The sequence below is a fragment of the Actinacidiphila sp. bgisy160 genome (genome assembly GCF_057707815.1).
Genome location: NZ_JBYIQW010000043.1, coordinates 26124 through 37863, shown reverse-complemented (window position 1 = coordinate 37863; position 11740 = coordinate 26124). Strand labels below are relative to the sequence as shown.

The following is an 11740-nucleotide window of genomic DNA, read 5'->3' as shown; positions in this document are numbered from 1 at the left end:
CCCGTGTCCCTCACCCCGGACGAGGCCGCAGACATCCTCACCGACCCGGCCGCGCCCTACCTCGTCGGCGTACGGCACCACGCCCCGTCGCTGGCGGCGGCGCTGCCCGCCCTCCTCGACGGGGCGAAGCCCGACGTTCTGCTCGTCGAACTCCCCGGCGAGATGCAGGAATGGCTGACCTGGCTCGCCCACGAGGACACCCGGGCCCCCGTCGCCCTCGCCGCCGCCCCCGGCGACCGGGGCGGCGGCCCCGCCTTCTACCCCTTCGCCGACTTCTCGCCCGAACTCGCCGCCGTCCGCTGGGCGGCGCGGGGCGGCGTCCCGGTCGTCGCCTGCGACCTGCCGCTCGCCGACCGCGCCTGGCACGCCGGCCGCACGACAGCCGCGGCGGGGAACTCCGGACCCGGGCTGCACGCCGCCCTGCGCGCCCGGCTCACCGGCCGCCCCGGCGACGACCTGTGGGACCGCCTCGTCGAGGCCACCGCCCCGGGCTCACCGCCCGAAGCGCTGCGCCGTGCCGCCCTGCTGACGGGATGGGCGCTACGCCGCGACGCCGCCGAGGGCCCGGGCGTCCCCGGCCTCGACCTGCGCCGCGAGCGGTGGATGCGGGCCCGCATCGCCGAGGCCACCGCGGACGGCCGCCGCGCGGCCGTCGTCGTCGGCGCCTTCCACGCGCCGGCCCTCGTCCCGGCCGAGGTGTGGCCGCGGGGCACCGCGCCCGTGGAAGGCCCGGAGGAGGCACCTCCGGCACCCGGGAGCGGTGCCGCCTGGACGACCTCCCTGATCCCCTACGCGTACCCGCTGCTGGACGAACGCTCCGGCTATCCGGCGGGCATCCGCGACCCCGAGTGGCAGCACATGGTGTTGGAGGCGGCCGGCGACCCCGCCGCCCTCGAGGAGGTGCTCGCCCGCGCCGCCGTCCGCATCTGCGCCGAACTGCGTGCCCAGGGCCACCCGTCGGGCCCGGCCGACGCGCGCGAGATCAGCCGGCTCGCCGGTGACCTGGCACGGCTGCGCGGGCTGCCCGCGGCCGGCCGGGGCGAGCTCGTCGAGGCGGTGCAGACCGTGCTGGCCCAGGGTGAGCCGTACGGCCGCGGACGGGCCGTGGCGCGCGCCATGGAACGGGTGCTGGTCGGCACCCGCGGCGGACGCCCCGCCCCCGACGCTCCGCGCAGCGGTCTCGCGCCCGCCGTCGAGGCGGAACTGGCCGCGCTGGGCCTGCCCGCCCCCGGCCCGGACTCCGCCGCCCCGGCCGGCGCCCGGGACCTGCGCCTGGATCCGCTCCGCTCCGACCTCGACCGCCGCCGCGAACTCCTGCTGCGCAGACTGACCGTGTGCGGCGTGCCCTACGCCGAGCCGAAGGACGTCGCGGGGGCGGCCGGCACCGAGGGCCTCACCACCCGCTGGGAGCTGCGCTGGACACCCGCCACCGCGGCGCTGCTCACCGCCGCCGGGGTCCGCGGCGTCACCGCCGCCCAGGCCGCCGAGGGCGTGCTGCGCGAACGTCGCCGCCAGGAGACGGACGAGGGCGGCCCCACCGCGGCACAGACCCTCACCGGACTGGCCCAGGCCGCCGAGTGCGGGCTCCCCGCACTCGCCGGGGAACGCCTGGCCGAGACCGCCGAGGTGCTCCCCGCCTCCGGCACGCTCCCCGAACTCCTCGCGGGGCTCGCCTTGCTGGACCGCGTCCGGGCCGGCCACATCGCCGGGCTCGGCGCGGACGAGGCCCGCACCGCCCGCGCCACCGCCGTCGCCGACCTGCTGACCGCGGCGGCGGTCCGCCAGGTGGACGGCCTGACCGGCTCCGAGGACCCCGCCGACGCGCACGCCCTGCTCGAACTCGCCCACCGCGCCGACCTCCTGGGCGGCGTCCGGCTCACCGACGCCCTCGCGCGACTCGCCGCGGACGGCTCCCCGCTGATGCGCGGGGCCGCGGGCGCCGTCCGGGTCCTCCTCGGCCACGAGGCGCCCGAGACCCTCGGCGCCCGCGTCGCCTCCTGGGTCGACGCGGCGGGTGACCCCGACTCCCGCGCCGCCCTCACCGCCCGGCTCACCGGGCTGCTGACGGCGGCCGGCCCGCTGCTGGAGGCGGCGGCGCCCGTCCTGGAACCGTTGCTGGACCGCGTCCGGGACCTGCCCGACCAGGCCTTCCTGTCGCGCCTGCCCGCCCTGCGCGGCGGCTTCGACACCCTCAGCCCGGCCGCCCGCGACCGGCTCCTGGCCGCAGTCGAGGAACGCCTGGACACCGACGGCATCGCCGACACCGAGGGCGTCGACCCCGTCGCCCTCGCCATCTGGACCCGCGCCGACCTCGCGGCCCGCGCGGCCCTGGACCGACTCGGCCTGCTCCCCCCACGGGCGACGCCGCCCTCGCACGAGTTGCCGGAGGCAGTGTCAACGGCCGTCGCGGCGGCAACAGTCCCCGTGGAGCCGGGCACTTCGTACGACCAGGCCACCGACGCGGCTGTCCGCGAGGACGGGCCCGCGGGCCCGTCGGCGACGGCGTTCCCCGCCGGCCCCGCCGCCACGGCGTTGCTGAGCGCACCGCACGGTGCCACCGCCCCCGGCGCGGTCACCGGCGAAGGCGGACCCGTGGGCGCGGCGGCCGACGGTGCGGGCCACGCCCACCGGACGCCGCCGGGCACGCAGCGGTCCGCCGGCGCCCCCGGAGCACCGGGTGAGACCCCCGCCGTGGCGGCCTTCACCCTCGCCCCCGCCCACCGGTGGCGCCTGGTGCTGGGCCGCCGCGGCGACCGGCTGCCGCTCTCCGCCGCCGCCCTGGCCACGGCACTGGACGAGCTGTACGGCAACGGCCGGGGCGAGGGCAGCCGCGGCGACCTCGGCGGGCGCGGCACGGCGGGCGGCGACCGCGGTGGCCGCGAGGCACCCTACCCCGGGGTGCGCGAGTGGTCCGAGGAACTGGCCGCGCTGTTCGGGCCCGGCATCCGCGAGGAGGTGCTGGCGGCCGCCGCCACGTCCGGCCGCAAGGACGTCGTCGCCGAACTCGGCCCCGACAGCGTGCGCCCCTCCGTGGACCTGCTGCGCAGCGTCCTGCGGCACGCGGGCGGGCTGCCGGAGGCCCGGCTGGTCGCGCTCCGCCCGCTCGTACGGCGCCTGGTCGAGGCCCTCACCCGTCGACTCGCCACCCGCCTGCGCCCCGCGCTGCACGGCACCGCCCTCCCGCGACCCAGCCGGCGCCCCGGAGGCGGCCTCGACCTGGCCCGTACGCTGCGCGCCAACCTGGCCACCGCACGCCGCGGGCCCGACGGCACCGTCCAGGTGATCCCGGAGCGGCCGGTGTTCCGCTCCCGGGCCCAGCGGGCCGCCGACTGGCGGCTGATCCTGGTGACCGACGTGTCGGGGTCCATGGAGGCCTCCACGATCTGGGCCGCGCTCACCGCCTCCGTCCTGGCCGGGGTGCCCACCCTGTCCACGCACTTCCTGGCGTTCTCCACCGAGGTCATCGACCTCACCGACCATGTCGAGGACCCGCTCTCCCTGCTCCTGGAGGTGAGCGTCGGCGGCGGCACCCACATCGCCGCCGGGCTGCGGCACGCGCGCGAACTGGTGACCGTGCCCTCGCGCACCCTCGTCGTGGTCGTCAGCGACTTCGAGGAGGGATATCCGCTCGGCGGCCTCCTGGCCGAGGTCCGTGCCCTGGTCGGAGCCGGCTGCCACGTCCTGGGCTGCGCCAGCCTCGACGACGCCGGGCGCCCCCGCTACTCCACCGGCGTCGCCGGGCAGCTCGTCGCCGCGGGCATGCCCGTCGCCGCCCTCAGCCCCCTCGAACTCGCCCGATGGGTGGGGGAGAAGATCGCATGAGGCGGCAACTTCACCGGGCGGGTCCGGCCGTCCCTTGGGCGGTCGTGGACGGCCCTCGCCCGCGGATCGTCGTGGATGCCGGTGGTGAGGACATTCGCTGCGGCTGCCGCCTTCCGCCCTCGCGAAGGCTGCTGGGTGGGGGAGGAGATCGCATGAGGCGGCAACTTCATCCGGCGGCCCCGGCCGTGGCCCGGGACGCGGGGGTGCCGGGGTTCGCGGCCGCCGCCTTCCGCCCTCTCGAATTCGCCCGCTGAACAGGGAAGAGCTCACATGGACCAGCAACTCCCCCCGGTCGCGCCGTCCGTGACCGCGGAACTCGTCGAGGCCCTGTCCCCGCGGCTGCGCAAGCGCCTCGACGCCGGCGTCGCCAAGCTCGTGGCCCGCCCGGTGGCCGTCGACGGCGACATCACCCGGATCGCCGTCGACGACGGCACCGACCTCGAACTGCACGCCCCCGGCGGCACGGTGAGCCGGGTCGAGGACGTGCGCTGCGGCTGCCTGCTCGCGCCCGACTGCCTGCACCGTGCCGCCGCCGCCTCGGCCGCACCCGTCGCCGAGGCTCCCGAGCCGGCAGCCGAGGAAGTCCCGCCGGAGACGGCCGGGGAGACGGCGCCCGAGGCCGCGCCCGAGACCGCCACCCCGGAGCAGCGTGCCGCCGCCGGCGCCCTGCGCGCAGCGGGCGCCGTAGTCCTCGACGCGGGCATCGACGGCTCCGGCGCCGTCGTCCAGGCCGAACTGCTCCGGGCCGCGCACGCCGCCCGGCTGGGCGGACTGCACCGCTGCGCCGCCGCGGCGGTCTCCGTCGTCACCCGGCTGCGCGCCGCCCGGGCCGCCGACCCCGGGCACCGTCTCGCCGACCTGGTCGCCGCACTCCGCGAACTCCTCGGCACCGCGTACCGCGTCCCCCACGCGAGCGGCCCCGAGCTGGCTGCCGTGCGCGGCACCGCACGGCAGCCGTACACCCCGGACGGCTCGCTGCGGCTGTACGGGCTGTTCTCCGAGCCCGTGCTCACCGCGAGCGGCTACGCCGGCGCCGTCACCTGGACCGCCGACGCCGACGGCCGCCTCTACACCGTCTCCGACGTCGCCCCCGGCGGCCCCGGCCGCGCCACGGGAGCCGGCGACCGGGCCGTGCGCATCGGAGACACCGCCCTCACCCACCGCGAACTGTCCCGCGCGGGCCTTGCGGTGTCCGGCGCGACGGTCTCGCCCACCGGGCGGCTCGGCGCGGGAGCCGCCGTCCGCGCCGTCCGGGCCACCGGCGCCGCCTGGACGGCCGAGCCCCTGGACCGCCTCTGGCGGGTGCCCGTCGCCGAGCAGGCCATGCGCGCCCTCGGCACCGGCGACGGCCTGCTCTTCCTCGACGTCACCCTGATCGGCACCGCCCCCGAGGCCGGCGGTGACTGCCTGCTCGCCCAGTGCGGTGATCTGACGGTCCGGCTTTCCGCAGCGCACGACCACCCCGCGCTGCCCCACCGCGACAACCTGCGGCTGCTCGCGGGCACGCCGGGCACCACGCTGCGTGTCGTCGCCCGGCTCGACCCCGCCCCGCACCCCCGCGCGCTGCTGCTGGCCACCAGCCACCCGGCCGACCCCGAGGCCCGCGTCGACACCGGCCTCGACCGCCTGCAGCGCGCCGACCTCCCCGCCGCCGCACCCGCGGTCCCCCTGCCGCCGTCTCCCGCGCCCGACGAGGCCCCCGTCCACCTGTTGCTCCGCCGCGTCCACCAGGCAGCCTCCGGCGGCCGCCGCGTCCTCGCCCTCCCCACGAACTCCGCGCCCGACGCGGGACACCTGCGCCGCTCCGCGCTCCCGACGGCCGCGGACCTCCTCGACGACCTCCGCCACGCCGCGGCCGACCGCGGCCGGGACCCCTTCGGGCGCCTCCTGCCCGCCGACACCGACCGCTTCGCCCTCGCCTGGCTCGCCGCCGCCGTCTACGCCGACGAACTCTCCCGTGCCCTGTGCGCCGCGGCCTGGGGCGCCGATCCGTCCGCCGACGCGCCGGTCTCGCCCGCCGGGGCGACGGGCGCCCCGGTGTAACGGCTCAGCGGCGCAGGGAACGGCGGGCCGGCGGTCAGCCCTCCGCCGACCAGCCGGGAGGCGTGCACGGCTGGTCGGCACCGGGACCGGATCCGGGGGCGAAGCCGCGCCCGCTCGATGTGCGGCGCAACCCGGATCCGGCCCCTGCCGCCTTCAGCCGGGTGCCCTGCACGACCACGAGCGGTACGGAGTCCGGCAGTTGCCTGCCCCGCCGCGCGCTCAGCCCCGGCATGGACCGAAGCGCCCGCACGACCGGCACCCGGTCCGCGTTCCCCGGCCCCGACCCGGTCAGCAGCACGCTGTGCGTCAGGACACGATGTCCTTCCCCCGGAAGCCGCGGAAGGCCAGCGCGAAGAACACCACCGCGAAGGACAGCGACACCGAGGTGCCCTTGAGCATGCCCGACCATTCCAGGCGGGGCTGCAGCGCGTCGATCCAGGCGTACTGCCAGTGCGTCGGCAGGACGTCCCGCAGCGAGCCCAGCGCCGAGATCGTGTCCAGGATGTTGGAGAGGATCGCGACGCCCACGGCCCCGCCGACCGCTCCCAGCGGCGCGTCGGTGAGCGTGGAGAGCCAGAAGGCGAAGCCCGCGACGGCCAGTTGGCCCACGAAGACGTACAGGGCGGCGATCGCCAGGCGCCCCGTCGCGGTGCCCGGGGGCAGGGAACCGGCCGTGGTGAGCTCCAGGTCCCCCCAGCCGTAGGCGAGCGTGCCGACGGCGAGCGCCACCGTGGGCAGCGCCAGCACGGCGGCGGCGCTGAAGGCGAGGGACACCAGCGCCTTGGAGGCGAGCAGCCGGGCGCGGGGCACCGGGGCGGCCAGCAGGTAGCGCAGGGAGGACCAGTTGGCCTCCGAGGCGATCGTGTCGCCGAAGAAGAGGGCGACCGGGATCGTCAGCAGGAAGCCGGAGGAGACGAAGAGGACCGCCAGCGAGAAGTTGACGCCGGAGGCGGTGGCCACGTCCATCATCGTCGGGCCGGTGTCCCGCCCCCGCGGGGTGCCGCCGATGGCGAAGGCCGCCCACACGATCACGGGCAGGCCGAGGACGACGGCGGACGCGACGAGCGTACGGCGGCGCAGCAACTGCCGCACCGCCTCGACCCGCAGCGGGAGGGTGCGGCCCGGACGGTACCCCTCGGCCAGTTCCAGGGTCTCGGTCACGCGGGACCTCCGATCAGGGTCAGGAACGCGTCCTCCAGGCGGCGGTGCGGGCCGACCCGCTCCACCGGCACATCGAGCCGCAGGAGTTCGGACAGCAGTTCCGGCACGGCCGTCGCACCCGGCCGGACCAGCAGCCCGCCGTCCACGGCCTCGGCCGCCTCGACGCCGGGCAGCGCCGACAGCTTCGCGGCGACCGCCTCCCGCGCCTCGTCGGCCATGCCCGGCGCGCCGACGAAGAGCGTCTGTCCGCTCCCGGCGATCTCGCCGACCGGACCGGCCGCGACGAGCCGCCCCTTGTCCATGACGACCAGGTGCGTGCAGCTCCGCTCCACCTCCGACAGCAGGTGGCTGGAGACGAGGACGGTACGGCCGGCGGCCGCGTAGCGCCGCACCACCTCGCGCATCTCGCGGATCTGCGGCGGGTCGAGCCCGTTGGTCGGCTCGTCGAGGATGAGCAGGTCGGGCAGGCCCAGCATGGCCTGCGCGATGGCGAGCCGCTGGCGCATGCCCTGCGAGTACGTGCGCACCGCGCGCCCCAGGGCCTCGCCGAGGCCGGCGATCTCCAGGGCCTCCTCGACGTGGGCGTCGGCCGCCGGCCGGCCCGTGGCCCGCCAGTACAGCTCCAGGTTGGCCCGCCCCGTCAGGTGCGGCAGGAAGCCCGCGCCCTCCACGAAGGCCCCCACCCGGGACAGCACGGGCGCGCCCGGCCGGATCGCGTGGCCGAACACGCGGATGGTGCCCGCGTCGGGCCGGATGAGGCCCATCATCATGCGCATCGTCGTCGTCTTGCCCGCGCCGTTGGGGCCGAGCAGCCCCAGCACCTGGCCCCGCTCCACCCGGAACGACAACTCCCGCACGGCGTAGCGGTCCGCCGCCCCACGGTAGCGCTTGGACAGCCCGGAGATCTCCAGCGGGACCTGCGCGAGCGCCGGGTCCGGCGCCTGCCGCACCGCACCCGCCCGGCGGCGGCCGGTCAGCAGCAGCGCCGCCGCCAGCGCGAGCGCGCCGGCCGGCACCAGCCACACCCAGGCGGGCAGCGCGCCCTGGTCGGTGGTCAGCTCCGGGTCGGTCGGCACGGTCAGCGCGGTGCCCTCGGGCAGGGACACCCGGTACGTGGCGGCCGCGACGGGGGAGGCGTAGCCCAGGTCGGTGGTGGACAGCACCAGCCGCAGCCGGTGGCCGACGGCGAACTCGTGGTCCACGGCGGGCAGTCGCACCCGCACCGTGCCGCTCCCGGCGACCCGCAGCGGCGCGACCAGCTGGTGCGGCAGGGTCTCGTTGCCGCCCGGACCCACGTCGTACAGCTTCGCGAAGAGCACCGCTCCGGCAGGCGCGTCCGTGCCGACGGTGACCCGCGTCGTCGGAGCGCCGGTCAGCCGCAGCGCCGAGGTCAGCGGCGCCGAGTCGAAGGCGGCGCGCTGACCGGGGAAGTCCAGGGACAGCGACAGCCCCTGGCCGAGGTCGGAGAGCTGGGACAGCGCGCCCACACCGGGCACCGCGGAGATCGCGGGCGGACTGCCGCCGGCCGGGTTGGCCACCGTCTGAGCGCGCCCGCCGAGCGGGACCGTCCGGGTCCGTGTGCCCTCCAGCCCCGGGTACGCGTCGGCGTCCGCGCCGCGGCGTACGGCCCTGCCGTCGGTGGTGTCGACGCCTCCGGTGCGGGTGACACGGAACGCGGGCCCGGTGTCGATGCCCTTGTCGCGCTTCAGCCAGCGGTCGAACCAGGCCGTGGTGCGCGCCTCGATCCGGGAGGTCTCCTGGTCGCCGCCGTCGTGCCCGCCGGAGAACCAGTCGACGGCCACGGGCGCGCCGTTCGCGGCGACGGCACGCGCTATGGCGTCGCCCTGGCCGAGCGGGAAGAGGGAGTCGTTCTGGCCCTGCACCACCAGGGTCGGCACCTTGATGCGCCCGGCCACCGAGGAGGGGCTGGAGCGCTTCAGCAGCCGCAGCGTCGCGGCGTCCGGGCGGCCGGCGACGGCCGACCTGTCGTACATCGCGCACAGTTCGGCGGTGAAGCCGCACGCGGCGCCGCGCGAGCCCGTGGAGAAGAAGATCCCCGCCCACAGCTTCTTGAACACGCCCTGCGGGAACAGCGCTTCGCCCAGGTCCCACCAGGTGATCGCGGGCGCGATGGCGTCCACCCGCCGGTCGTGGCCGGCCGCCAGCAAGGAGACGGCCCCGCCGTACGAGGCCCCCGCGATGCCGACCCGCGGATCGTCCCGGCCGTCGCGCAGCACCTCGGGCCGCCGGCCCAGCCAGTCGATGAGCCGCGAGACGTCCGCGACCTCGGCGTCGGGGGAGTTGAGCCCGATCCGCCCGCCCGAGGCGCCGAAACCCCGCGCGGACCAGGTCAGCACGGCGTAGCCGCTGCGGGCGAGGGACTCGGCCTGGGCCCTCATGTCGTCCTTGCTGCCGCCGAATCCGTGCGCGAGCAGCACCGCCGGGCGCGGCGCCGACCCGCCGGAGGTGAAGTAGGAGGTGTCGATCCGCACCTCGGCGGCGCTGCCCGGGGCCTCGGGCAACGAGAGGACCCGGTCCTGGCGGCGCACGGGCGCGGGGTCGTCGGCCACCGCGAGGGTGACGACGCCGCCTCCGGCGAGCAGGGCGAGGGCGGCGACGGCGGCCGCCGGCCGCCGTCGCGTGCGCCAGGTCCTGGGCAGGGCGAATCGCATGCGTGATCCTCGGACGGGGACGAAGAGCCGGACGTTCCCACTATGCATTCCGGTGATCACCCGCGACGTCCGCCTCAGGCACCGGATCGGCGTACTCCACCGGGAGTACGGTGGCGACCGTGCCCTTCGAACGACTCGCCACCGCCCCCCTGCCCCGGCTGGGTCTCGGTCTCGCCGCCGTCGGCCGACCCGCCTACATCGACCTCGGCCGCGCCGCCGACCTGCCCGCCGAGCGCACCGTCGAGGCGATGCGGGACCGCGCCCACGCGGTCCTCGACACCGCCTACGCGCTCGGCATCCGCTACTTCGACGCGGCCCGCTCCTACGGGCGGGCCGAGGAGTTCCTGGCGAGCTGGCTGGACGCCCACCCCGAGGCCACCGACGTGGTGATCGGCAGCAAGTGGGGCTACACCTACACGGCCGGCTGGCGGGTCGACGCCGAGGTGCACGAGGTCAAGGACCACGGAACCGCCACGTACGACCGGCAGATCGCCGAGACGCGCGCCCTGCTCGGCGACCGCCTCGACGTCTACCACATCCACTCCGTCACCCCGGACAGCCCGGCCCTGTCCGACCGCGACCTCCACGCCCGCCTCGCCCGGCTGGCGGCCGACGGCGTCGAGGTGGGCCTGTCCACCAGCGGGCCGCTGCAGGCCGAGGCGATCCGCGCGGCGCTGAAGGTGACGGTGGACGGGCGGCGCCTGTTCACCGTCGTGCAGGCCACCTACAACCTGCTGGAGCCCTCCGCCGGCCCGGCCCTGGCCGAGGCGCACGACGCCGGAGCGACCGTGATCGTCAAGGAGGCCATGGCCAATGGCCGCCTGGCCACGGCCGATCCGGACTCCCCCCTCGCGGAGGTGGCCGACCGGACCGGTGCCACGCCCGACGCCGTGGCCCTCGCCGCGGTCCTGCGCCGCCCCTGGGCGGGCATCGTGCTCTCCGGCGCCGCGACGACCGGTCAGGCCGCCGCCAACGCCAGGGCCGCCTCCCTCGGGCTCGAGGCCGGGGACCTGACCCGGCTCGCCGCCCTGGCCGAACCGGCCCCGGCGTACTGGCGGCACCGATCGGAGCTCCCCTGGAGCTAGCGGACGCCCCCGGCTACCGGACGCCCGAGCCCACGAGGCCCGCCGGGCGCGGGGAGCCTGCCAGGAAGCCGCCGATCCGCGCCCGCAGCCCGGCCGCGTCCAGGCCGTGGGCCGCCACATGCTGCTGCCAGGTGCCGTAGCGGCGCAGCTCCTGGCGGGCCGTGCCCAGGGCGAGGACGCGGTGCGGCAGGTCGAGCAGGGCCTCGGCGGCGAAGGGCGCCGACGTGCCCGCCAGGTACGGCTCGACCAGCACCACGTCCGCCGCGTCCGTGCGCGCCACGGCCGCCCGCAGCCCGGCCGCGTCGAAGGGGCGCACCGTGGAGGCGTACAGCACCGTCACGTCCATGTCCTCCACGGCCTCCAGCGTGGCGTCGAGCAGCGGGCCCACGGCGACGACGACGCCCGCCCGGCCCTCGCGCAGCACCCGGAAGCGGCCCGGGGAGACCGGCTGCGCCGTGCGGTTGGACTGCTCGCCGAGCCGTACGTAGACCCGGTTGTCGTCGTCGGCCGCGGCGTGCCGGAGCAGCGCCTCGGCCTCGTCGGGGTGGCCGGGCACGTGCACGGTCCAGCCGTCGAGGGTGTCCAGCAGGGCGACGTCACCGGGAGCCTGGTGGGTGCGGCCGCCCGCGGCGATGTCGTACGAGGCCCCCGAGCTGACCAGCACCGCGCCGACGCCCTGGTGCCCCAGGTCCAGCTTGACCTGCTCGAAGGGGCGTTCCACGAGGAAACTGCCGAAGGTGTGGACGATCGGCCGCAGCCCGGTCAGCGCCAGCCCGCCGGCGACGCTGACCAGCAGCTGCTCACGAATGCCGACGTCGATCACCCGGTCGGGATGGTCGCGGGCGGCGTCCTTGAAGCGGTCCCCGGAGATGACCGCCAGCACGACGGCCAGCCGCGGGTCATCGTCCAGCAGGCGTCCGGCGACGGCGGCGAAACGGTCACGCATGGTGTCCATGG

6 protein-coding genes are annotated in these 11740 nt (G+C 77.3%); 3 read left to right on the top strand and 3 right to left on the bottom strand.

Translation table 11 applies throughout. From position 1 onward, the window contains the following. Positions 1-3: 3 nt before the first annotated feature. Together AC3EUJ_RS27495 and AC3EUJ_RS27490 are read left to right on the top strand one after the other, a co-directional pair. Positions 4-3822, top strand: coding sequence for a DUF5682 family protein (locus AC3EUJ_RS27495; protein ID WP_431965904.1), 3819 nt, complete (start codon positions 4-6; stop codon positions 3820-3822). A gap of 270 nt (positions 3823-4092) precedes the next feature. Then, entirely contained in the window at positions 4093-5865 is a 1773-nt protein-coding gene (locus AC3EUJ_RS27490) for a hypothetical protein (RefSeq protein ID WP_431965902.1), read from the top strand. Positions 5866-6171: 306 nt separating this feature from the next. Here AC3EUJ_RS27490 and AC3EUJ_RS27485 read toward each other — a convergent pair whose 3' ends face one another. Together AC3EUJ_RS27485 and AC3EUJ_RS27480 are read right to left on the bottom strand one after the other, a co-directional pair. Beyond that, on the bottom strand, positions 6172-7026 hold the full coding sequence (locus AC3EUJ_RS27485) for an ABC transporter permease (RefSeq protein WP_431965900.1): 855 nt from the start codon (positions 7024-7026) through the stop codon (positions 6172-6174). Continuing rightward, positions 7023-9698 (bottom strand): alpha/beta fold hydrolase, encoded by a 2676-nt coding sequence (locus tag AC3EUJ_RS27480; protein ID WP_431965898.1) that lies wholly within the window; start codon positions 9696-9698, stop codon positions 7023-7025. Before AC3EUJ_RS27480 ends, AC3EUJ_RS27485 begins: the two co-directional genes overlap by 4 nt. A 119-nt stretch (positions 9699-9817) precedes the next feature. Here AC3EUJ_RS27480 and AC3EUJ_RS27475 point away from each other — a divergent pair, with 119 nt between their 5' ends. Next, entirely contained in the window at positions 9818-10783 is a 966-nt protein-coding gene (locus AC3EUJ_RS27475) for an aldo/keto reductase (protein WP_431965897.1), read from the top strand. A gap of 13 nt (positions 10784-10796) precedes the next feature. Here the strand turns inward: AC3EUJ_RS27475 and AC3EUJ_RS27470 are convergent, their stop codons facing one another. Next, positions 10797-11738, bottom strand: a complete 942-nt coding sequence (locus tag AC3EUJ_RS27470; RefSeq protein ID WP_431965895.1) for a transketolase family protein — start codon at positions 11736-11738, stop codon at positions 10797-10799. Positions 11739-11740: the final 2 nt, after the last annotated feature.

Excerpts from the sequence above, each read along its gene's own strand:
- AC3EUJ_RS27490 (WP_431965902.1), top strand. The coding sequence starts at position 4,093 with ATGGACCAGCAACTCCCCCCGGTCGCGCCGTCCGTGACCGCGGAACTC.
- AC3EUJ_RS27480 (WP_431965898.1), bottom strand. The coding sequence starts at position 9,698 with ATGCGATTCGCCCTGCCCAGGACCTGGCGCACGCGACGGCGGCCGGCG.
- AC3EUJ_RS27470 (WP_431965895.1), bottom strand. The coding sequence starts at position 11,738 with ATGGACACCATGCGTGACCGTTTCGCCGCCGTCGCCGGACGCCTGCTG.